At 45.2% G+C, this 23,761-nt stretch carries 17 protein-coding genes; 2 read left to right on the top strand and 15 right to left on the bottom strand.

The window, feature by feature from the left end:
- Nucleotides 1-21 precede the first annotated feature (21 nt).
- The 11 genes from kduD to V5M37_RS26135 form a co-directional block, all read right to left on the bottom strand.
- Nucleotides 22-798, bottom strand: a complete 777-nt coding sequence (gene kduD, locus V5M37_RS26085; RefSeq protein WP_423799790.1) for a 2-dehydro-3-deoxy-D-gluconate 5-dehydrogenase KduD — start codon at nt 796-798, stop codon at nt 22-24.
- Nucleotides 799-898: 100 nt separating this feature from the next.
- Complete coding sequence (gene kduI, locus V5M37_RS26090) at nt 899-1,729, bottom strand: 5-dehydro-4-deoxy-D-glucuronate isomerase (protein ID WP_423799791.1); 831 nt, start codon at nt 1,727-1,729, stop codon at nt 899-901.
- Between the two features lie 175 nt (nt 1,730-1,904).
- Complete coding sequence (locus V5M37_RS26095; protein ID WP_423799792.1) at nt 1,905-2,918, bottom strand: PfkB family carbohydrate kinase; 1,014 nt, start codon at nt 2,916-2,918, stop codon at nt 1,905-1,907.
- Entirely contained in the window at nt 2,915-3,568 is a 654-nt protein-coding gene (locus V5M37_RS26100; protein ID WP_423799793.1) for a bifunctional 4-hydroxy-2-oxoglutarate aldolase/2-dehydro-3-deoxy-phosphogluconate aldolase, read from the bottom strand. The genes V5M37_RS26095 and V5M37_RS26100 overlap by 4 nt, the downstream gene beginning before the upstream one ends.
- Nucleotides 3,569-3,805: 237 nt before the next feature.
- On the bottom strand, nt 3,806-4,417 hold the full coding sequence (locus V5M37_RS26105) for a YesL family protein (RefSeq protein WP_423799794.1): 612 nt from the start codon (nt 4,415-4,417) through the stop codon (nt 3,806-3,808).
- A gap of 31 nt (nt 4,418-4,448) precedes the next feature.
- Entirely contained in the window at nt 4,449-5,648 is a 1,200-nt protein-coding gene (locus V5M37_RS26110; RefSeq protein WP_423799795.1) for a glycoside hydrolase family 88 protein, read from the bottom strand.
- Nucleotides 5,645-7,078 carry a sulfatase family protein gene (locus V5M37_RS26115; protein WP_423799796.1) on the bottom strand — a complete coding sequence of 478 codons (1,434 nt, stop codon included), beginning with the start codon at nt 7,076-7,078 and terminating at the stop codon, nt 5,645-5,647. Before V5M37_RS26115 ends, V5M37_RS26110 begins: the two co-directional genes overlap by 4 nt.
- A gap of 26 nt (nt 7,079-7,104) precedes the next feature.
- On the bottom strand, nt 7,105-10,518 hold the full coding sequence (locus tag V5M37_RS26120; protein ID WP_423799797.1) for a polysaccharide lyase family 8 super-sandwich domain-containing protein: 3,414 nt from the start codon (nt 10,516-10,518) through the stop codon (nt 7,105-7,107).
- Nucleotides 10,519-10,530: 12 nt separating this feature from the next.
- Entirely contained in the window at nt 10,531-11,403 is an 873-nt protein-coding gene (locus V5M37_RS26125) for a carbohydrate ABC transporter permease (RefSeq protein ID WP_213117518.1), read from the bottom strand.
- A 37-nt stretch (nt 11,404-11,440) separates the two neighbouring features.
- The gene (locus V5M37_RS26130; protein WP_213144019.1) at nt 11,441-12,340 is read right to left on the bottom strand and encodes a carbohydrate ABC transporter permease; all 900 of its coding nucleotides are present in this window, start codon (nt 12,338-12,340) and stop codon (nt 11,441-11,443) included.
- Between the two features lie 76 nt (nt 12,341-12,416).
- Nucleotides 12,417-13,718, bottom strand: a complete 1,302-nt coding sequence (locus V5M37_RS26135; RefSeq protein ID WP_423799798.1) for an ABC transporter substrate-binding protein — start codon at nt 13,716-13,718, stop codon at nt 12,417-12,419.
- 115 nt (nt 13,719-13,833) lie between these two features.
- Here V5M37_RS26135 and V5M37_RS26140 point away from each other — a divergent pair, with 115 nt between their 5' ends.
- On the top strand, nt 13,834-15,339 hold the full coding sequence (locus tag V5M37_RS26140) for a sensor histidine kinase (RefSeq protein WP_423799799.1): 1,506 nt from the start codon (nt 13,834-13,836) through the stop codon (nt 15,337-15,339).
- A gap of 32 nt (nt 15,340-15,371) precedes the next feature.
- Entirely contained in the window at nt 15,372-16,055 is a 684-nt protein-coding gene (locus V5M37_RS26145; RefSeq protein WP_423799800.1) for a response regulator, read from the top strand.
- Between the two features lie 51 nt (nt 16,056-16,106).
- On the opposite strand, the gene V5M37_RS26150 is transcribed toward V5M37_RS26145, so the two are convergent.
- The 4 genes from V5M37_RS26150 to V5M37_RS26165 all read right to left on the bottom strand — a co-directional run bounded on the left by V5M37_RS26150 (nt 16,107) and on the right by V5M37_RS26165 (nt 23,760).
- On the bottom strand, nt 16,107-19,346 hold the full coding sequence (locus tag V5M37_RS26150; RefSeq protein ID WP_423799801.1) for a chondroitinase family polysaccharide lyase: 3,240 nt from the start codon (nt 19,344-19,346) through the stop codon (nt 16,107-16,109).
- Between the two features lie 269 nt (nt 19,347-19,615).
- Nucleotides 19,616-21,034, bottom strand: a complete 1,419-nt coding sequence (locus V5M37_RS26155; RefSeq protein ID WP_423799802.1) for an MFS transporter — start codon at nt 21,032-21,034, stop codon at nt 19,616-19,618.
- Between the two features lie 83 nt (nt 21,035-21,117).
- The gene (locus V5M37_RS26160) at nt 21,118-22,590 is read right to left on the bottom strand and encodes an aldehyde dehydrogenase family protein (protein WP_423799803.1); all 1,473 of its coding nucleotides are present in this window, start codon (nt 22,588-22,590) and stop codon (nt 21,118-21,120) included.
- A gap of 36 nt (nt 22,591-22,626) precedes the next feature.
- A complete protein-coding gene (locus V5M37_RS26165; RefSeq protein ID WP_423799804.1) occupies nt 22,627-23,760 on the bottom strand; it encodes an acyl-CoA dehydrogenase family protein in 1,134 nt (377 codons plus the stop codon).
- Nucleotide 23,761: the final 1 nt, after the last annotated feature.

Consider the following 23,761-nt stretch of genomic DNA (forward strand, 5'->3'; position numbering starts at 1 on the left):
CCCAAGTGGACAGATAGAGTTTTACCTCGCCAGCCAGCCGCCGTCGACTGCCAGAACATGCCCATTCATATAATCAGAGGCCTTGCTCGCTAAAAAAACAACGGTGCCCATCAGGTCAGACGGATCTGCCCATCGTGCAGCCGGAATACGCGACAGGATTTCAACGTTTCGCTTTTCATCCGCTCGAATTGGGGCCGTATTGTCTGTCGCAATATAGCCCGGTGCAATAGCGTTGATTTGAATATTATGTTCAGCCAATTCATTGGCAAAGGCCTTTGTCAGTCCCGCAACGGCATGTTTGCTGGCAGTATAAGGAGGGACAAACTTGCCGCCCTGGAACGAAAGCATCGAGGCGATGTTGATGATTTTCCCGCTCTTCTGCTCTACCATCACTTTCGCTGCCTCCTGGCTTAACAGGTACAACGAATTCAAATTGACTTCCATGACGGTATCCCAATCTTCCTCCTTGTACTCGACTAAAGGTGAACGAAGGATGGTGCCGGCATTGTTGACCAAAATATCCACTTTCCCATATACCTTTAGACACCCGGGAACAACTTGCTTGACCGAAGCCCGGTCACTTAAATCTGCTTGAAAAAACTCAGCTCTGCGGCCCGTTTCTTCAATTAAGGCCCGAGTTTCTTCACAATCTCCGCTTCTCGCGACAACAAAAAGATCGGCACCGGCCTTGGCAAGCGCTACAGCATATGCCTGCCCCAACCCTTTATTGGCCCCTGTAACAATCGCTACTTTCCCATCAAGACTAAAGTAATCCAGTGAAAATGATGTAAGAGTCATTCTATTTACCTCCAAAATGATATTTTTCTAGAATTTAACGTCTAAGCCCCGCAAAGCTAGCGCGCTTGTCGGGGCTCATGATGCATCTTCTGTGTTTTAATTAGCGCAAATCTTCCATTTTTACATGGTCCATATCGCTATACGTAATGTTTTCGCCGCACATGCCCCAGATAAAGGTATAATTGCTTGTTGCGGTACCTGTATGGATGGACCAGCTTGGTGAAATCGTTGCCTGTTCGTTTTTCATGACTATGTGTCTTGTTTCATCCGGTTTCCCCATGAAATGGAAAACGCGAGTTTCCGGTTCCATATCAAAGTATAAATACACTTCCATCCGGCGCTCATGGGTATGGCATGGCATCGTGTTCCACACGCTTCCCGGTGCCAGCATCGTCAAGCCCATTTGCAGCTGGCAGCTCTGACAAACGTTAGGGTGCACATATTGATAGATTTTCCGCTCATTTAATGTTTCTGGAGCTCCCATTTGCAGCGGATCAATTTTGTTGATATCGATTTTTACAGTAGGATACGTGTGGTGAGCCGGTGCAGAGTTGATATAAAACTTCGCCGGATTGGCGGCATCCTTGGAACGGAATAACACTTCCTTTGTTCCTTTGCCGACATAAAGTCCGTCACGCTGCTGCATTTCATATTCAGTGCCATCAAGGACAACGGAGCCTTCGCCGCCGATATTGATGATTCCAAGCTCACGGCGTTCTAAGAAATACTCTACTCCCAATTCTTTGTCCAGCTTAATCGTTAATTCCTGATCAGCAGGAGTAACTCCGCCAAATATCATTCGGTCAACATGCGTATAGGTTAAATGGACCTGACCTAGTTCAAATAATGTCTCAACAAGGAATTCTCTTCTTAATTCCTCGGTTGTGTATTTTTTCATATCCTCCGGATGGTGGGCATAACGTGTTTCCATGATTCATATCTCCTTTTTTTGTGATTTTTTTAGATGATTACTGCGAATCGCCGAGAGAGCCTTGATATTCGCTGATAGAATGCAAAAATTCGCCGATAGAACACTGAAATTCGCCGATAGGACCTCAAAATCCGCCGATAGAGTGTAAAATTACAACCTCAAAAGCAAAAAAATCTTACCGCTTAATTGCTCCTGATTCCGCAGCGGCAAACTGAAGAACTTCTTCCCAAGTAAACGGATTACAGTCCCCCTGAACGGTGTGCTTTAATGCAGAGGCAGCTGTTCCGAAAGAAATGATCTGCTGTGCAGGCAGTCCTTCCAAAATGCCCGCCAAAATTCCTGCTGCAAACGAATCACCCCCTCCAACGCGGTCAACAATCGGCTCAATCCTATGCACTTTCGATTGAAACAGCTCCCCATTAACAAAGAGGTTTCCTTGCAGTCGATTGCTTGATGCTGAAATTACCGTGCGGAAGGTGGAACTCAAATATTCAAGATTGGGATAAAGCTCGTTTATCCTCTGATAATATATTTTTAGTCTTTCTCCTGCTGGCAGCTCACGGTCAACCTGGGGAAGCCCAAGCAAATGCACAGCGTCCAATTCACCAAAGAAACAAATGTCGACATACGGCATCAGCTGTTGAAACGCTTCGGCTGCCTCCTGCTGCGACCATAGCTTGGAACGATAGTTAAAATCAAAACTGACTTTAATCCCCATTTCCTTTGCTTTTTGAAAAATACTCTGGACAAGCTGGCGTAAAGAGGCGGACAGGGCGAGGGTAATTCCCGTAACATGGAGTAAGGAAACTCCAGCCAGGATCCTCTCAATCTCTACCTCTTCGGCTTCAAGACCCGAAAAACTCGAGTACTTACGGTCATAGGTCACCTGTGCACTTCGTTCGCCTGCCCCGGCTTCGATATAGTAGGCTCCCAGCCGTTCTCCGCCTTTGATGAGGTAATCGGTTTGGACTCCATGGGATTTCAAATGCCGTTCGACCGCCATGCCTAACGGGTTGGAAGGAATCTTGCTTACAAAATAGGCCTGATAACCAAAATTGGCTAATGATACAGCAACATTTGCCTCTGCTCCCCCATAATGCACGCTCAGTTGATCTGCCTGTTTTAGAAGAACTCCCTCCCGTGTCGATAACCGCAGCATGATCTCTCCCAGTGTGACAACCTTTTTCATCCTAAACCCCCGCGTGCTCTCTGGACTCTCTCTACATAATGCCTAGCAATCTCCGTAACTTTGTCATAATCTCCCGTCTTTGCCGGTGCAATCAGATTCCCTCCGACACCAACAGCGGCACAGCCATTTTGAATCCATTGTTCTACATTATCGAGATTGACTCCGCCGGTCGGCATGATATTCACCTGTGGCAGCGGAGCCTTGACGGCTTTCACAAAGCCCGGCCCCAACGTATCCCCCGGGAATAATTTGATCAAGTCAATCCCATGTTCCAGTGCATTCTTGATTTCTGTAATCGTCATGCAGCCCGGCATATAGGGAACTTGATATAAGTGGCAAAGCTTGGCCGTCCGTTCATCAAAGCAAGGGCTGACAACAAATTGGGCGCCAGCCATAATCGCAATTCTTGCGGTAACCTCATCCAATACCGTCCCTGCCCCGATGATGACTTCCGGACGATCCGCAAAATGTGAAGCCAGTTCCTTGATGACCGCCTCGGCATCTTGGATGGTAAAGGTAATTTCAATAGCGTTTATTCCGCCTGCCACACAAGCCTCAGAAATGGCAATCGCCTCTTCTTTGCTATCTGCTCTAACAACCGCGACAACACCAGACTCAATCACGCCGCTTAAAACTTTATACTTTTTCATGGCCGCCCCTCCTTAAAAAAACGTCACTTTCTTGCCATTATGTAAAACAGTCAGATTATGATAAAGGTGCACATCATTGTGCGTGAGTCATCCCTTCAGGAAGCTCTAAGATGGATAGATTCGGATGTCCCCCATTAAATAGCGGAGAGCGGATTGGATACCGGATGGAAATCCGCCATGTCCTGTCACTAGAATCTGGTACATGATTGCCCCTTCTTTCATGATGAAATTGAAATGTTAAACAGCGGCTGTCTGGCCATTAGTTTGAACTTTTCTCTCCGTATGAAACCCCTTTGATACCAAGGCATAAATCAGGTAGGCAGCAACACTAAAGACTAACATTGAAGCTGCTGGGAAGTAAAAAACAATCCCCAACGCCCCGGCGATGATCACAAGGGAAAGAAGCGTGAAATGAAGCTTGCCAATCGAAAGCAGCATGGCATTCTTGATCGCGTCTTTCCAAGATACCCGGTAATGAACGATGACAGGAAAAATCGTAATCGACGCAAACAGATAAACGATACTTAATAGGAAAAAAAACGCAAATAGTGCGTATTTTAGGCTCGAATTCATCTGATTGGTGATGATAAAATCACCGATCAGAAAACAGGTAAAGACGAGCCATAAAATGCCAAGAACGAAGCTTTGCTTAAAGTTTCCTTTAAAGTGACGGAAATAAGCTGAAATGACGCGAATATCTTTTTGCTTCTGCCACTCCCGGACCACCCCAAACATGGCAGTAGTGGCGGGGAAAATGGTCAGGATGGGCAGGCACATCACCAGCCAAAGTACATTCAGCAAAAACGCGTTCATGATAAACTCCATTGTTTTATAAAGCTTGCCATCCATCCTAACATTTCCCCTTTCAAATCATTAAGATTTACCAGTACATCTTCCAATCTTTCACAAGTCTGATTAATGCTTCGAAATAGTAATAGTCGCCCCAGATGCAGCTTTCATCCACACCGCGGCCGCCGGCTTTGTAGTAGACGGCATGCTTAAGGATTCCATTAGCCTCACTGTCGATTTCGGTCCGATAGTTTTCATATAGTGACTGCACCATTTTTAAGGCAGCATTTTCATAGATTTGTTTTTCCGGGTCGGTTAACGGCATGTGCTTTGCCATCTCGAGCAGGCCGCAGATTGTAATCGCTGCCGCTGAGCTGTCCCGCTCCTCGTCACCCTCTGTAAAAATTAAATCCCAGTAGCAAATCTCATCTTCCGGCAAACGGTTTAAATAATAGTTTGTCAGTTTCTTCGCTAACTCAACTAGACTCCAATCACTTGTATAGTGGTAGCTGAGCGGAAACCCATAGATACCCCAAGCTTGCCCGCGCGCCCAGCACGAATCATCCGCAAAACCTTGGTGAGTATTGCCGTACAATGGGTCGCCTGTTTCCGGATCCATGTAATACGTATGGAAAGTGGAGGCGTCTTCACGGACAATATATTTGGCTGCCTGCTTGACATGCGACTGGGCCATTTCCCGATAATGTGACTTTCCAGTTACCTCCGATGCCCAATAAAGCAACGGCAGGTTCAGGTTGCAGTCAATGATCATCCGGCCGCGCTGCTTCGGATCGTTAAGGTCGCCCCAGGCCTGGATAATTCCGGCTTTATCGTAATAGCGGGTAATGAGCAAATCTGCTGCTTTTAATGCGATTTCCTTTGCTTCTTCATTGCCAGTCAACTTATAGGCACTGACACAGCTTAATGTGTAGAGGAAGCCCAGGTCATGATGGTCAACTTCAATTCGTTTTTCGAGCCGTTCTTTAAAACTCTGAATCTGCTTTTCGGCCACTTTCCGGTATTTCTCTTCCCCGGTGTACTCATACGCGAGCCACAGCATTCCCGTCCAAAAGCTTGTCGTCCATTCCACGTTTTCGATTGGCTTGTAGACAAGATTCACACTGTTTGAATCGGGAAACTTGTCTGTGAATATATCTAAGCTCTGGTCAATTTTAGCCAACACATGCTGAATGGCTTTTTCCACAAAAGCGCGGTCGACTGCTGGAGCTTTCGTAAAACGTTCGATATTTTTAATGTCTTCCTTGCGTACTTCGGCAGCATATACGGTCATTTCATAACACCTCTAAGTTTGTTGTAAAAAGGATCATTTAAGTCGTTCAGCCAGCGGCACAGCTTTTCTTCAAGCACCAAGGCGGCCGAATGGGCGGATGGGTCTTCAATCTGTTCAGGGTGAAGCTGGTATTGATCGTTTTTCAAATCGTATAGCAAACGGACCAATTTATCACCAGGGGCATAGCCATGGTGAATCACATAGGTAAAGTCATGGGTTCGAACGGCTCTCCAGCCAAATTCCCGATTATCCAGTCCTGCTTCACGAAACGCTTCAATCGCTTCCTTGCGGCCCGGATAGGCGCTGATATACGCTTCCTTCGGTCCGCCGCTCTGGCGGTTCAGGATATACCCGGATAGATCTTCCCCCTCTACCGAACTAGGAACCTCCAAATCCAGCAGTCTCAATAGGGTCGGCATAATATCGACGGTGTTCAGCAGGAGCTCCGTTCTTGTTTGCGGAATCACCCCTGGCCAGCGAACACAAAAAGGAACGCCGATTGATTCCTCAAACCACACATGCTTCGCCATCAAGCCATGGGACCCCATCATTTCACCGTGGTCCGACGTCAGCACGACAATCGTGTTTTCCTCCAAATTTTCTTCCTTTAAAAATTGCAAAATTCTTCCGAACTGGTCATCGATACCTGAGATGGCAGCGAAATAGTTTAATTGCTTATCCTTTAATTCCTCGATGCCGCCATCCACTAGTTCTCCGGTATGCACCAAGAAGGTAGCCTGGTTTACGTTTTCCCTTAAGGTTATTTGCTCCCTGTCGTACAGCTTCCGGTATTTTTCCGGCACCTGATCAAACGGACTGTGCGGGGGATTCCACGATAAGAATAAGGCAAACGGCTGCTCTTTATCCCGGTGTTGAAGATACTTAAGGGTCTGGTCCGTCTCATGCTCAACCGACCATTGACTGACTTTTATTTTTTCCGGACTGTCCTGCCAGTAATGCGGAGCAAGATGCTCATCCCATGCCCCGTAGGAATACCAGTATTGGAAGCCGTGGCGTTTCGGTCCCGGCGGGGTATACGCATCCCAGCCGGATGCCCCGGATTCCGGCTTGTCGGTGACGTTTAATTCCGGCAAATCAAGATGCCACTTGCCAATATAGGCCGTCTGGTAGCCGTTCTCTGAGAGCACATCGCTGATACTAGTTTCATCCGGACTCAACATAACGTCGGCGCCGACCTTACAATTGGTATAGACCCCCGTGCTGTTTGGGTACCTGCCCGTCAGCAATGAGGCCCGATGAGGAGAACACAATGGAGAGCAGGTGACAGCATGGGAAAAAATCGTCCCCTCCTGCGCAAAAGCATCGATATTTGGCGTAATCACCTGGTCCTCCTCTTCATAGCCGACAGCCTGACGGCGCCATTGATCGGCAAAAATATAGATGAGATTCGGTCTTTGTTGACTCTCCATTTGTCTCGCTCCTTTTTTTCTTAGGTTTATCTAATCGAATGTGGACTGTTTCCTTTTACACTTGGAATCATTTTTAATTTGACAGTGAAGGACTTTCCATGTGCCTGATTGACGTTCACTTTCAATTTAATGGAAGGCTTCGTTTCCACAACCTGCACCTGTTCATCGGCTTCGAGTACCTCGAAGGCTTTTCCGTCAAAATCAATGTCAATCATGCCGGTATTTTGCATTGTTGGGTCGGAAACAGCCAGTGTCAGCACGCCATCCATCTCCTGCATCGTTACCGACGCCTTTTGATAAACCGTTAACGGTCCAACTGTTTGTTTTTCATCCCGCCAGAAGTTCGCCCCGATGATATTTCCCTTCAGCTCCTGCACCGCTTGAACGGCCACGTCATTTCGTAAAATTGAAATCTCCGGCTGGGCGGCATATTCGCTTGTTTGTTCCGATGTTAAGCCTGGCAACAGCACGTAAGAGTACGTGTCGTTTGCCGGATTTACGCCGTGGTCAAACCACATTGTGGCGTAGGAACGCGTAATTGATTTCGCTGGTTCGGTATAATTGATATCCTTCCAAGCGCCAGTCCGATGTTCTTTTTTCACGGTAAGGGTTTTTCCTTCAGGGAAGTAGTAGCCGATATCAGCCCCCGGCACATTTCCTTCTAAGAATGCCCATTTGGCTTCAGCCGTATGGTTTTGCCCATCGGTTAAGTCTGGTTTTTCGCCATTAATAATCATTTCGTTGGAGCCGTTGTCACGGATTTTCCGATTTTCAACAACCGTCTCGATCGTTCTGTTATCCCCGCTTGTGATTCCTGCGCCAAGTGCAACAATCTCGTTATCGAACACAAACCATGATTTTTTTGCTGTTAACGTACTATTCCAAGCTTTGTAAGACATACCAGCTGTACCAAATCGGTCCAGCGTCGATCCCCCAACCCAAGACTCTGGTGAATTATGTTCCCCGCTCCCGTCTGCCCGTCTCATCGTATCAACGGTCGTTCCAGGCATCCGATAAGGGTCAACGGTAGGCCAGAAATCTTGGCTGTATTGGGCGAGATCGGCATTGTACAAATAGGTCATCCCTTCGCCTGTGTACCAGCCTTTGCGGTTTTCATCATTCATATCTTCATAGTTTTGGATCCGGTTGGAATACATGCTGATGCCGAAAGCGTAGCCAGGTTTTCTGTTCACCACACGGTCCATCGACGCGAAGGTCTTATGGTAATCAAGCTCGCCCCTTGGCTTGATGTCTTGATTTTGCAACAGCTCTTTGGCCAGGACCATGTCCTTGAAATTGCTGGAGCTTGAAAGATAATCTAGGTACGTATCTTCCTGAAGCCATGATTTGGCCATGCTCTTATATTTCGCTGCATACGGCTCCGGTACAATTTGCGCCAGCCTAATCACTACTTTGGTAATCGTTTGCCCGGCCTGATGGTCCTGAAGGAAACTGCGGGAAATCGCTCTTCCTCTGACCATATCCATCAATGCGCCTTTATACATGAATGGTTCAAAGGCGTTTTCAATCCAGTCATAGACATTGGACACATTAGGGTCCGTTACAGCCCAGGTCGAACCGCTTAATAAATCAAGCATATCAGTCAACCCTTCGATTAACACATTTCCATAAGAACCGGTGTAGGCAACGTCCTCATGCTGAACAAACGAACCATCTTCATAAAAACCATCGCCTGACGTCACGTTTTCAAAGGTTTGGCTCAGTGCATCGCGGGCTGCAGCGATTTTCGCACCATCCTTCACAAGAACGCCGCGTACGCCAACTACCTTACTGACATCTATACGGTTGGCGCCGACTGCTTCGCGGTAATTACTAGGAGTCGTCGCACCTGATTTCGTCGGATCGGGCTGGAAATGATCAATCACGTTCAGATAGCGGTGAATCGTTTCCTGATCCAAATAATTATATAAAAGTACCATGATGCTGTTTAGTTCATTCGGCACGCCGATTTCCCAGTGCCACCAGTTGCTGTACTGCTGAATATTCTCGTTATAGCGATTTTGATAAAGCCACTCTAGGGCATCCTCAATATCCTTTAACAATTGCGGGTTGCGATAAAGGGCCGAATTTTCATTAGCAAATGCCTTGGCCATGGTCGTCAGATTCCGGTAGTTGTCGCGAATATCGGCTGAATTATCAGTGCTTCTGGACTCATACCAAAGGAAGGAACGGTCTTTGTTTTTAACCATTGTCCGCCATAAGGACTCCGCCGATTTCGTTTGACTGGCCACCATTTGCTTCATTCGTTCATTCGAAGCATCGTAGTAGTCGAGACTGGTCATTTGGTTTTCCCACTTATGACGAAGCTTGTCGTATTCATCAACGACAGCAGCTGTAACAGTGACCTGACTTTCACTTTTAATCTGCCCATCAGCTGTCGCAACAGAAATGACCGTTGTTCCCGGAGCTTTCGCTTCCACAAGACCATTCTTTACTGAAGCGACCTCTTCATTGGAGGACGTCCAGACAAGCTGGCCGGCGTCTGCATTTTCCGGAGTAACCTGTGTTTGCAGCAGGCGGAGCTGCCCTGCCGTTAATGATAGTTCTTTTGGAGACAATTCCAATTGTTCAATCGCTGGCCGTTCAAGGGCGTCATTTCTTAAAACCTTGAACGTACTAGTGGCAGTCAGGCCATTATCTGTTATAGCCATAATCACAGTTTCGCCGGCTTTTACTCCTGTTACTTTGCCGTTGTTATCCACTGTGGCAACAGAATTGTCGCTTGAAAACCAAGAAATTTTCGTGCTGGCGTCAGCGGGTTCCATTTTGGCATTCAAAACAGCTGTCTCCTGCTCTTTAATCGTTACGTCCTTATTTTCAATCGAAATGGACGTGGCCGGATCGGTCAATTTCAACGAAACATCATCAAACATGGCCGTTCCTGTTCCCGTTTCAAAGAAAAGCTGTACCCGGATGCTATCACAATTTTCCGGAGTCTTTACTTCCATTTTGATTTGCGACCAATCATTGGTTCCAGTCAATCGGGATGAGTAAAGAAGACCAAGCTGTGTCTTTCCCTCATAGGTAACGACTCTCATCCTCGCACCCTGGCTGCTGACAAGATTGTTAGTCTTCAGCCACGTGCTTAATTGATAAGTCTTTCCCCCTTTGACGGGTACATCCTGGGAAACGGCCGCCCTAGCAGATTGTGCGGCTGAAATTTTCAACCCATACTTGCCCGTGTGTCCAGCATCTTCGGAAATCGCCACCAGCGGACTGCCTGTCGGCTTCCACACGCTCCAGTTGGCTGCGCCTAATTGGTCCCAACCAGACGCAGCCACCTCGGTTTCTTCAAATCCTGTATTTAATAATCGATTAGTAGTTTCATCAGCAAAAATCAATGGTACATTGACGGACATGGTAATGAGTAAAGACAGTATGATCAGAACAGACAATCCTTTTGCAGGCTTTTTGTTCATCATTTCGCTCCTTTATCCTTTGATTCCCGTGTTGGCAACTCCCTTGATGAAATGATCCTGTGCTAAGAAATAAACAATGATGGTTGGCACAACAGCCGATACCGCTGCCGCCATTAGCAGGGAATACTCGGTGTTATACTCAGTGATAAAATGCTGGATGCCCAGCTGCAATGTGTATAAATGATCCGATGTCAGATAGATTAACGGTCCCAAGAAATCATTCCAGGAATGCATGAATGAGAAAATGACGAGTGTCGCGATGGCCGGTTTGGATAATGGCAGGATAATCCGCCAGTAGATGCCAAACTCACTCAAGCCGTCGATTCTTGCTGCTTCCAGCAATTCATCCGGGATTGATAGGAAGAACTGGCGGAACAGAAACACGCCAAATGGATTAAAGGCGCCAAGAATAATCAGTGCCCAGTGCGAATTCACAAGGCCAAGCTGCTTCATCAGCATAAATTGCGGAATCATCATGACCTGGTATGGAATCATCATTGTGGCCACATAGATGAAAAACAGGCGGTTGCTTTCCGGAAATTTAATTTTCGCAAACGCATAGCCGGCCAGTGAACTGTTGATAATCACCAAAATGGTGGTGATGACGGCAATTTTTAACGTATTTAAGTAATAAATATGGAAGGGCACAGCCGTCCAAACTTCCTTGTAATTTTCCCAGCGGAAGGTTTCCGGGATCCACTTGATGGGAAATCCGAAAATCTCCGTTTCCAGTTTCAAAGAAGCAGACAGCATCCAAACAAACGGAAGGACCATCGTCAAGGAAACTAAAATAACCACGATGTACTTAATGGCTTGACCAACCGCGAATTTTTTCTTCTTTTTTACTTCTGGTGTATAGACTTGAGCTTCAGTGGCAATATTCATACAATACTTCCGCTCCTTTCTGTCGGTTTAGTCATAGTTAATAGTTCACCCATTTTTTCTGTCCACTAAATTGGATGATTGAGATGATTAGAATCACCAAGAACAATACATAAGCCATCGCTGAGGCGTACCCGTACTCAAATTGTTTAAAGGCTGTATTGTAAATGTCGTAGACGAGCACATGGGTCGACCGGCCCGGTCCTCCCCCTGTCAGCACATAGATTAAATCAAATACTTTAAACGAGTTAATCACACCAATAATCGTGGTAAAGAACAATACAGGAGATAACGATGGCAGCGTGATATGGAAAAACTTCGTAATCGGTCCCGCACCGTCCAATTCGGCTGCTTCATAAAGATAATCTGGGATGTTTTGCAATCCCGCTAAAAATAGAATCATATAATAGCCAACTGAATGCCAAATATAGACAATCGATACGGAGATTAACGCCCAGGATGGCGATGATAGCCAGCCGGGAGGTGAGTCAATCCCCAGCTTCATTAATGTTCCGTTAATCGGACCCATTGACGGGTTAAAGATAAGCTGCCAGACAGCTGCAACAGCAATTGTCGCTGTGACATACGGCAGGAAAACGGCCGTCCGGAACACTTTGACAAAGCGGATACCCCGGTTTAAGGCAATCGCGATCAACACCGAAATAAATAGCGTAATCGGCACAGAGATTAACATGAACAAGATGCTATTAATAAATGAAATTTTGAAATTAGCATCCTTCAACAGCTGTTTATAGTTATCTAGTCCAATAAATTCGATATTCCCAAAGCCGTTCCAAGAGGTGAAACTCATAAAGAAGGAGGCAATCACGGGAACGAAGATAAATACAAGGAAGCCAATAATATTTGGCAGAAGAAAGGTATAAGCGGTGATTCGATTTCGCCTAATCGCTTTCGATTTTACAGCTTTACCAGGCTTCATACTGTTTCATCCTTTCTTTTAAAAAAATTGGCACTGCTGTATGAAGACCTTAGAGCAGTGCCAAGTTCGATGCTAATTACTTTTCTCCATACTTACTTGCCCATTCGTCTTTTACTCGTTTCGTGATGTCTTTGATGGTGTCATCAACTGATTTTTGGCCAATTAATGCAAGTTCTCCCTCTTGCTTGAAGATTTGTTCAACGACCACGTTTTTCACACCTGGTAACATTGGGTATTCTGGATATTCTTTTGTTTCCAAGAAATAATGAAGGTTCTTTGGCTTTTGTGAACCGTCGCCAAGATAAGCCGCTTCAACATCCTTGTCCATATATCCAGTTAAATAGCCTGCTCCAGCAAGAAGCTCTGCCCCTTCTTTACCTGTCATGTACTTCAGGAATTCAAATGCTTCTTTCGGATGTTTCGTATTTTTGTTCATCATGATCGAAACTGGCAATGCCAATGAAGTATTCTTGGCAACGCCTTCTGGATGCGGAATTGGCACAACATCCCAATCAAACTTTAAGGTTCCTTCTTTTTCCCCCTGACGAAGCTGGGCAACATGCCAATCGCCAATGATGTTCATCGCAATATTTCCTTTTTGGAAGGCGGCATTATAATGTGCTCCTGTTGAAACCTGTTCAGACCATTTCATGATCGAACCGTCCTTTTCAAGGTCAACCCTTGTTTGCAAGGCATCCTTAAATGGTTTCAGGTCTTTATCAATAATCGATGCTCCCTTTTGAACAGCACCCATGTACCAAGTTTGCGGCCATTGCTGCAGGTATGCTCCGTATACTTTGTTTTCTCCGCTGCCGCTTGTCATCTTCTTGGCTAATTCACGGAACTCATCCCACGTCATATCATCGCTTGGATATGGAACGCCTTTTTGATCGAATAAAGTCTTGTTATAGTAGAGCATCCAATTGGACTTACGGTAAGGAAGGCTGAGTACTTTTCCATCATATTTATAGGTGTCATACATCGACCCGTATCCGGAAACATCGACGCCGCTGTCTTTAATGTACTTATCTAGCGGTGCCAGAATTCCTGTGTCTACCATGTTATCCATTTGACCAGTAAATAGGTCATAGCCTTCTCCGCCAGAAAGCTGCATGCGGATTTTTTCATAATATTGCTGCTGCGGGAAGGTTTCGAATGTAATGTCGACATTCGGATGATCCTTTTTGAAATTTTCATAGCCTTGTTTAAAAATAGCTTCATCTGCAGGGAAAACGGCCATTTTCAAACTAACTTTTTCATTGGAACTCTTTTCTTCTTTTGGCTTTGCACTGCTTTTCTCTGTGTCGCCATTGGAACAGCCAACAATCAAGCTAAAACATAAAAGCAACAAAGCAACTAAACTAAAACGTTTTTTCATACATTGTCCCCCTTAAAATTTCTAATAGTTTGTTATATACTCAGTGTAAGGGTTTACAGTTTTCGAAATAAGTCGAAAATTTTCTTCCCCCTTTTTGCAGCCGGGAGTGACGATCATGATCTTTCTCTGCCTAGTTTTTATGGTATTTTTAATCTTTTTTATCTATAAATACCTTAGCAGCAGATCCATTTTCTTTTTATGTACGTTAACCATCGGGTGGATTTTGGCCTATATTTCATTCACCCTCTATTTATCAAAATTTAATTATTACTATAATGTGGTCAATCAATTCATTGATTTTGGTCCTGGAACCTGGAACCGCCTTGTCCTGAGAAACTTTGATGCACATACGTTAATTCGGCTGTTTAACCTGGGGATTATCTTATTTTATTTTTCCTTCCTTAGTTTTTCTATTTCGTTCATCAGCAGTCTCAGGAGCCACCCTAGATTGCGTTTTGTTTACCTGGGACTAGGGATTGTCGGGGTTATTCAGTTTCTTTTTTACGATCCAAGTCTTAATCTGATGCTTCAGGAATTAGCATTTCAGGCAGATAAGATGGTCCTGTATGAGCAGTTGAGCCGAACGGGCGATATTGTCTTTCAAGTGTTGAATGACACTTATCTGATTGTCAGCCTTGCCTTATTTTTGTACCATTACATCCGATATTACCAATTAAGGTCGATTCGAGATCATACATTCTATATCTCTATTAGTTTGCTGCCATTAACCTTTGTACACCTGTTTATTTTTTACTGGGCACCCTCCAACTTTGTCAGAATCACCTTTAGTAAAAGCTTTATCAATTATGTCCAGCCTTCGATTAATTTGTTTTTAATGGAATACCGCTTTTTCCCGCTCTTGGTCATTGGGGCAATCGGCATCATGCTTTATAATATTTACAAATTCAAAGCGAACGAAGCGCGCTATTCCAACATCAATATCATTACCAAGAAGAAAATTGACACTGCCTCATTAGGGCTTCGGGCATTCACCCATGCCATCAAAAATCATCTGCTGGCAATTCGCTCTGAGGCCGAATATTTACAGGAGAAATTCGCAGATGATGAAGATGCGCTGTACAGCCTTAAACTGATAACCGAATCGTGCGAGCAGTCGTTCCAAAGCATTAATCAAGCGAATGATAAGCTGAAGCAGATCACGTTGAACATTAAGGCCGTTCCGCTCGATATCCCTATTGAAAGGGCGATTCAACGGTTTCATTCCAGTTTGAAGGATGTTGAAATACATTTTGAGAAAACAAATTCTAGCATCCTTGTCTACATGGATGAAGAATACATCTACGAGGTGCTCAATAATATCCTTAAAAATTCGGTGGAGGCTCTTTCTAATGTTGGCGGGTCTATCTGGATCAGTGTAAACTATGTAGATCAGTGGGGTACGATTTCGATTCGGGACAACGGACCAGGAATTGAAGCGGATCACGTGGAAGAAATTTTCACCCCCTTCTTCTCTACAAAGCCAAGCATCACCAATTGGGGAATTGGCTTATCCTTCTGCCACAAAGTTATCACAGCACACAGCGGCAAGATTGAGGTTAAAAGTGAAGTAGGTAAATATACACAGTTTGATATTCTATTGCCACTGGTAAAAAGGGTATAAAATATACCCCGTATCTGGGGGGAGGTATTTTCGTGGAAAATATTCATATTTTAATAGCAGACGACATGGAAGCCCATCGCAGAAGGCTTGAAAGAATCATCAACAGTGTGGACAACCTTTCAATTGCAGCTTCTGCCAAAAGCGGCTATGAGGCTGTGGCCTATGCGGCCATTAAGAAACCGGATATTGTTTTGATGGACATTGAAATGGAGAGTCAAATGGCGGGGGTTAAGGCAGCTTCAGAGATTCATAAGATTCTACCCGATACAAAAATCATTATGCTGACGGTTCACCAGGATAATAATATTGTCTTTGCCGCCTTTCAAACCGGCATCGTCGACTATTTAATGAAAGCGGCCCCAAAGGAAGAAATCATTGAAGCGATTTATTCGGCTTACAACAACCAATCGCCCATCCGGCCGATTATTGCAGAAAAAATTAGAACGGAGTTTGCCCGTATCAAAAAATCAGAGGATCAATTAACGCACTTTTTTAAGATTATTGCCAACCTGACCCAATCGGAGCTGGAGATTTTAAAAATGCTTTGCAGCGGCCTAAAGCGCAAGGAAATTGCTGACATCCGCGCCGTCGAAGTCGAAACCATCAAGAAGCAAATCAGCAGCCTGTTGAAAAAATTCGACAAAAACAGCACCAAAGAAATCATCACCGAAGTCAACGAACTACGACTGTTTGATTTGATTAAGGATATATCATGATGCATGGGGACGGTTCTTCTGCTTCAAAAGCAGAAGAACCGTCCCCTCGTCTTATTTTGGCTGCAGGACAACTTCTAGTGGCTGTGCATTCTTGCTATCAAACTCTATTACGGTACGGTCGTTCTCAGATGAGAGAATTCTAATGCGGGAATCTGTTGAAGCAAGTGTCCATTCCCCCTCAATAGTCAGCTTCATCGGGCGCATGATACTTTCAGCATGGCGCCATGTACGGGAATAGATACTGACCTCCTTTTGCACACCATTCTCATCATATTGGTCCGCTTCGGTACCCTCGTATAAGCGTAAATCAGGGTCAACCGCGCTAAGGACTAACTTTTCTCCATCCATCTTCGTCATCACCATCGATGGGGTATCGACGCCTCGCACGATTCCTTGGTTGATAGAGTCGTTTGCTTCAAACAAGGCATAGCCTGTAATCCCAGTTAGACGGTCTTGAACGATATGGGCGAACCGATTCTGCTGGAGGACCGTGTAAGGGGCCATGCCGGGATCTTTCATGGAGGAAGCAAAATCGGCCATTTGGTTTTCATTCGTATTCACCAAAACGGCATACTGGTACTTTCCGTCCTTTGGTGCTTTTCCATGATCTATCCAAGCAGTTGAAAAATTCCCAGACGTGTCTGATCCGTCCTTCTGGTTCTTGGACTGCTGCAATGACCTTGTAAAGGAAATCGTTTGTCCAGACGGTACATAAAAACCATTGTGCTTATTATCAATTAGCCATGCATCTTGGGTGAGTGCGAGCTGATTTTGATAAGGGAATGCGGAAATCGCGCCTGTGTTGGACATCCACACCGGCTCCGCTTCTGTTTCCATGTAATTTTGGAACAGTGTCGTTTCGGTTGGATATTCACTGTTATTATTTTCAATATCCGAACCAAGGGCAACAATTCGATTGTCAAAGAAGAAATAGGATTTTCGTGCCCGATGGGTTCCATCATATTTTGGATGCTCATGCAGCTTCATGGCGAACATCCCATTTTGTCCTTGGAGACTCAAGCTTCCAGAATACGTCTCATCGGAAATCAGCATTTCTTCGATGCCGCTAAAACGGTCGACGTTTCGGACATCAGAACGCAATTTGTCAAATGGCAGATGAATCGTCGTGGTCCCCGGCCAGCGGTTCCAATCCCAGCCTTCCTGCACATAGCCGCTGTCCCGGTGATTAGAGGCACCCATAATTTGCATTTGGCCATAGGACATATAGCGTCCATATAAATTGGCATCCTGATAGGTTTCATTCCCCCACAAATAACGGCTAAAGCCCTTTACACCGACAAGCCAGTTGTCCCGTCTTTGAATGCCAAGATTGGCGTAATTCATCGACCAAAATCCGGTTGGTGCTGCCTCTGCCGTAATACCCTGCTGCTTGAACTGCTTAGACCATGTATCATCCTTGTCGATGAGCCTTAAATAAGCAGCCGCCACTTCATGGTCAATCGGCTCTTTTCCGTCTGGAGATCCCGCTAACGCCATATACCGATAAGGAGGCAATGCTAACGCACCTTTTCCATCCGGATGTCGCCCGGCTACACTGATCAGCCACTGGGTTTTGTTTGAATACAGGCGCATCGACATCAATGCCTTTTTCAATGTTGCATGGGCTTCCTCGCTGACTCTGAAAGGACCGCCTGATAAAACATACATAATCGGTGTCACGCCGTTAAAGGCATCCTTTGCATAAGCCGGGTAATGATTATCATGATGATAGGCAGAGCCGTCCTTCTTAAAGGCAGGATCTAATCCATTTGCCGGAAGAAGTCCTTGTGACAGCCAAGAGGTGAAGCTTTCCATATCTCTTATTTTTCCCTTCGAATCCTCCTGGACAAGGATACTGGCCAGCATTCCATTTAAGGTGGTGTTTAGGATGTCGATATTGCTGATAACCTCTTCTTTAGGTGTATAAATTTTTCCCGCACCACTTAACCAAAACAGAGCTTTTTGAGTCCGCTCCAGAAGACCGGCTTCTTTTAAAACATCCCGCATCAGGAAGGCGGATGAATAAAACCCGCGGATATTATAGCCGAGATGGTGCATCGTTCCTTGCCCGCTTCCGTCGGCCCAGCCTTGATCGGCCAAATGATCGGACAAGTCGATATACATTTGTTTAAGCTCATTTTTGGTCGTCTCATCCGTGGCAGACAGATACGTGTTAGCTACTAAATCCATGAAGTCAGTGAAAGCCCTAAGATCGGCTGTATTGCTAAGCTCTTTAAAATCCGGTTTTATGGCCGCCGGAGCCTGGTCAAAGTGCGGCATAAACAGGGAAGCACCGTGTATTCCATATTCATCACGGGATATTCCGAATGACGCATAGCGGCTGCGAATGTCAGCTAGCAGTGTATCTGTTACCTTTTGCTTTTTAAAAAGTAACTCTGTGAATTTTGTTTCGATTTGGCGGATACCAGCCAGGCTTTCTTCGGTTACATTGGTTTGAGGTTCTGGTGGTGTAAGCTTGGAATAATTCAGGAGACCAAGCCAATGGGCGTTTGCTGCTTCCATCACGTCCGGATTCACAAATGGTACTTGAGCATCCGGGGTGTGGTGCCGCGGGTCAATTGGAGTTGATAGCATCATGGAGTCAAAATACAATGTCCCTGATTCGGATTTAGGTGCAACAACGGTCATGCGGTTCATGTGCGGGTGCGGTATTCCTTGCATATCACGTTCAAATGATACCCAGACGGTCCGCCATCCTGTAAAGTTCAGGTTCATGTCAAACCAGCTGTCAACGTGATTGCCTCGGCCAAATTGAAAGGTAGCAGTGTCGTTTACGGGCTTTTCATTGTAGACCCAGACGACAAATGACTTGATTGATTGGTCTTGATTGTTAGGGACAAATGGAGTAAATCCAATTTTCTCATTGACGATTAATTTTGAGCCGCTCGTGTAGTTCCATTTTAGCGAGTGTTGGCCGTCCTTTGAGTGGTGGCCATCCAGTTCGAGCGCTGCCCCGTTGTCTGTTTTAAACGTCTTCGGGATGCCGTTTTCAAACAAGAAAAGCGGGATCCCTATTGCTCGAGCGTCACTCTCTAGCTGTGCGGCACGAGTTGATAGGTCCTGCACGCCTGCAGAAGTGGCTGTGCTTGAAGCTGCCAATGCCGTTTTCGGGCTAACTGTATCAGGTGGTACAATGGTTAATGGCACCGTCAAAGCCGCTGTTAATGTTAATGCGGTGAGCCGTTTTCCATAACGCTTCCCCTCTTTTTTAGGATACTGTTTTCCTTGCTGGAAATCTTGCTGCTTGTGTTTTGAATCTCTCATTCTCATCTACTTCCATCTCCTTCCCCTTCTATAAGCTAAAACGCTTACAATTACCATTCTAGGGAGAAACAGAGAGATGACGGAAGGTGAAAACTTTATACCCCCAGATTCGCTTTCCTTATTTATTTACTGTATATTAGGCCCCAAGTGATAATCAGGTCATTGAAAAAAGGCTTAATAAAAAAGCTGTCTTAATTGATTAAGACAGCCCCTGCAACCTAATATATAGATATCAATCTTTACTCTTAGAGACAATTAATTTACATTAGTCAAGATTATACTGAAATAGTTTCAGTTCCTTCAGCATTACCCTCCAACGCCTCTGTTTCCTGCTGATTTCCTGCAATTTTTTTAGGTATAAAGACGAGGAAAAGTAAAGAGGCAGCTGTAAAAATGGTCAATAACAAAGCCGTACTAGACAGAGCACCTACCGCGTGTCCTCCTGCTGAAAAAAGAGCAAAGGTAACCAAGGCAAAAGAGGCCCCGACACGTGAAGCAACATTTTCTATTGTAATATAAGTAAAAGATACGACCCCAAGGCGGGATGGACTTGCTTTTGAAACAATCACAGATTTAACGACAGGGCCTACCGTACCAATAGAGGCACCAATTAAACTCATAGAAATGAATAGATAGAGGAACGAGGTATCCACTTTAGCCATTGATAACATGCCTACCCCGGCTACCAGCACTACAATGCTTGAACCAATTAACCTGCGGGTTGAGATTTTACTGATTAACCGGCCACTCACGATATTAGCTAATGCCATTGTTAAAAAAAGCGGGAATTGCAGCATGCCGACAACCATCGAAGACTTCCCTTGTACACTCTGTACGAAGAAGGTTAAAACATACATCACGCTGCTGAAGGACATGTACATAATAACAGCAATAACGGAGGGAGCCCAAAAGTTTCTGGTCTTTGCATATTGGATATCGAGCAGCGGCTTCTTCTGTCTTTTCTCAACAACAAGCAATAAAATGAACGACACGACCGAAACAGCAAGGGCAGGAACCCACATCCACGAGGAAATTCCATAATTATTAATAAATGTTGGTACGGTCAGAAGACCTCCTAATAACAAAAAGACGAACAATACTCCTAAAAAATCAAAAGAGGAAGATTTGGTTCCTTTTACATCCGGCACTCCAAAAGCAAATAGTAATAAAGTAATGACGCCCAATAGACTGCAAAGGAAAAAGATAGAGTTCCAGCCAAGCTGATCAACAAAGATTCCGCTTAACAGCGGTCCTGCCAGACCTCCGATAACCGTATAAAATCCATAAATCCCCATTGTTTTTCCGCGCTGCTCATGGGTGAAGTATTTTCCTACGAAGGAAACACCAGCGGGAATCACTGCGGCCCCTGAAAATCCTTTCAAAAACAACCCTACGACCAAAACCCAGAACGCGGGAGCAGCGGCAATTAACAGGGAACCAATCGCGAGTAAAGCTGCTCCGAACAAAATAACAATTTTCTGTCCAAATGTGTCAGACAGCCATCCCATTAACGGCTGAAATCCCGTTAAACCTAAAGCAAACCCAAGCTGCATATATACGGAATATCCCGCTCCCAATTGGAAGTGTTCAAGCATTTTAGGATAGGCCGGTATATGTGTTGCTTCCGCAAATACGATTAGCAGAATTCCCAGACATAAGAAATGAAAAGACCTGCGCACTGATTTTTCCCCCATTATTTACCCCTCCGTATATAGAAAAACTGGAATTTATCCTGACCAAACCGAGTAAAAGAGACGGCAAAAGCCGCCCCTCATGATTACCCTAGCTGAATGACACACGTTTTTTCCCTTGTGTTTTCAAGAATGGAATCAGTTCCAAAACCGCTGTCTTTTACTCCCCCAAATGGCAATTCCGGACCAACATGGCGATACGTATTTACCCATACATTCCCTGATTCTAATTTTCTGATCATCCTGTGTGCACGATCTAAATTTGATGTCCAAACGCCTGCTCCTAAACCAAAACTGGTATCATTGGCAATTGCCAGAGCTTCCTCCTCCGTTTCAAAAGTCATAACAGTTGCAACAGGGCCAAAAATCTCTTCTTGGCAAATGCGTAGAGAATTATGCCCGACACGAATCAAAGTTGGCTCTATCCAATACCCGTTAGCAAATTGGGGTTCATTCGGCAAGATAGTCCCACCGCCTGAGCGCCCGCCGAAGATGATTTCTCCACCTTCTTGTTTTCCTAATTCAATAAAGCTCCTTACCTTGTTATATTGAGCTTCATTGGCGATTGGCCCCATGGTTGTAAGTGGATCCATTGGATCTCCAAGTACGGTATTTTTCTTTACCACTTCTGTCATTAATGAAATCATTTCCTCAAATACCGATTGCTGAATTAGAATTCGTGACCCTCCCACACAAAGCTGGCCTGCGTTTCCTGTATATATCCCATTGATGGTCACTCCTTCAGCCGCTTTTTTCAAATCTGCATCTGCAAAAACAATATTAGGCGACTTCCCGCCTAATTCAAATGTAAGCGGCTTTGGTGCTTGAGCGGTTGAACGGACAATGGCCTTCGCAGTGTTGCCTGACCCCGTAAGAGATACCCGATTGACATCAGGATGGCTGACCAACGCTTCCCCTATTAGTCCGTCCCCGGAAACCACATTTAAGATCCCGGCGGGAAGAATCTCATTCAGTATCTCACCATAGCGCAAGCAGGACACCGAGGCAAATTCAGATGGTTTGATAATCACGGCATTTCCGGCTGCAAGTGCATATGCCGCTTTGATGGTAAAAGTGAACAGCGGTGAATTCCATGGCAGAATTCCAACAACGATGCCTAATGGCTCCCTTAGTGTATAGCCAAAAGTTTGCGGGCTTAATGGAATGGTCTCGCCCCGGCTTGCAATCGAAGCTGACTGTGCGGCATCATACCATATACTCCTTAACACCGGAATTAATCCATAGCTAGTTTCGCGGATTACCCAGCCGCTGTCGTTCGTTTCAAGCATGGCTAACTCCTCTGCATGGCTCAAAAGACAATCACCGATTTGTCTTAGGAATGCGGCTCGTTCCATTGCGGAAACCGAAGCCCACTTCCCAAAAGCCTTCCTAGCAGCTGAAATTGCTTCCTTTACATCCTCCACCGTGCTCAGGGGAATTCTTGCCCATTCCCTGCCATCTGCAGGATTTACACTATCGAGTGTTTCTCCCAATGCAGCAGGCTGTATTTTTCCATTTATGAGATTATTAAATTCCCGAATCTTATTGGCTGTCTCCAAATTGGTTCACCCCTTTTAAACTACTAATATTCCCTTTTACCACCCTAACGCAGCCGCAGCTTTCTCATAGTAATAGTGGGTGCCGCCAAGGTAATGTTCATAAAAACGCGCCCGCTTGACATATAAATGACAATCTATTTCTTCTGTAAATCCAATTCCTCCATGTATCTGCACATTTTGCCCAGCTGCCCGATTAAATGCTTCTGCCGCAAAAAGACGGGCACCTGCAATCGCTTGAACACGATCTTCAGCTTGATTCTCCAGTGCCCAGTTGGCATAATACGCTAATGATCTTGCAGTCTCAAGATCTACTTTCATATCCGCGATTCGATGCTTGATGGCCTGGAACCGGCCAATCGGCTGACCAAATTGAACTCTGATTTTTGCGTATTCGGCAGCCATTTCCACTATCTTCTCGATTCCCCCCACCATCACCGAGGCTAGTGCCGCATTAATAGCGAGTAATCCTTCCTCGAGAATATCCCAGCCCTGATGCAGCGGCCCTAGCAGCTGTTCTCGCCCTGCCCTTACGTTATCAAGCTTTATTTCTCCGAGCTGGCGTGACTCATCAATATTCTTCTGTCTGCGAATTTCGAACTGCTCAGTACGATCAAGGATGACAAGTGAGATTCCGTCTTTGCCTCCTTCATTTGCAGTTCGAACAATAAGAATGAAGCTATCTGCAAGCTCAGCATCTGGTATTAAAGTCTTCATTCCATTTAAAACGATATCCTCACCTTCTAACACAGCAGTCATCCTGATTTCAGAGGGATGCCAGCTGCTTTCCGGCTCAAGCCAGGCAATCGAAAAGGTATGGGAACCTTCCGCAATCGCTGGAAGATATCTTTTCTTCTGCTCTTCTGTTCCATATTTTTCAAGGATTGGCACAGCAAATGCATTGGTTTCTAGATATAGGCCAGGCATAACACTGCGTCCCCACTCCTCAAGGACTGGGACAAGATCCAATGCCCCAAGTCCCATTCCACCATACTCTTCGGAAATATTAATGGACGCGCAGCCTAATTCCACTAACCCTGAAAAGATAGATTGATAGTAATCTACATCACCATTCATAAACTGGCGGGCAATTTTTGTTTGTCCTTTATCAGCTAAATACTTTCGTACATATGTGCCAAATACTTCTTGTTCCTCATTTAATGAAAAATCCATT

Source organism: Neobacillus sp. SAB-20_R2A (assembly GCF_049568635.1).
In the GTDB taxonomy this organism is placed as follows: Bacteria; Bacillota; Bacilli; order Bacillales; family Cytobacillaceae; genus Neobacillus; species Neobacillus citreus.